The organism is Burkholderia sp. Bp8986, assembly GCF_003854225.1.
GTDB lineage: Bacteria > Pseudomonadota > Gammaproteobacteria > Burkholderiales > Burkholderiaceae > Burkholderia.
Window position 1 is genome coordinate 1 of record NZ_QTQM01000209.1, and the last position, 440, is coordinate 440.

The 440-nt window shown below is 62.3% G+C and carries 1 protein-coding gene; it reads left to right on the forward strand.

Features of this window, described 5'->3' with window-relative positions; genetic code table 11:
• The coding region (locus tag DID99_RS38315) for an IS3 family transposase (protein WP_260444809.1) at nt 1-403 on the forward strand (403 nt) is incomplete at its 5' end.
• Between the last annotated feature and the right edge of the window lie 37 nt (nt 404-440).

Below are 440 nucleotides of genomic sequence, written 5' to 3' on the forward strand. Positions count from 1 at the left end.
CCCGCAGGCCAAGCGCGAAGCGGTCCGGATATTGATGACCGAACGTGCCATGGGTGTTACCCGGGCCTGCGGGCTGGGAGGGATTTCGCGCTCGCTGTTCCACTACGAATCACGCCGCCGAGTTGACGACGAAGCGCTGACTGGCCGGATGATGGCCATCGCCGCGCAAAAGCGCCGATACGGCTATCGCCGGATTCACGTGCTGTTGCAGCGGGATGGCTGCGTCGACAACCACAAGCGCATCTGGCGCCTGTACAGCAAGGCGGGGTTGAGCGTGCGCAAGCGGCGACGCAAGCGTATTGCGGCTGTCGAGCGCACGCCGCTGGCCATTCAAACAAAAATAAGATGGCGCAGTCTATCGGAGGGGGTGCCCCTATGTGTTTCGTCAAGCGTTAGGGGCTGACTTGGGTTGGTAAATGGTGCCGTCACGCAGCATGGCG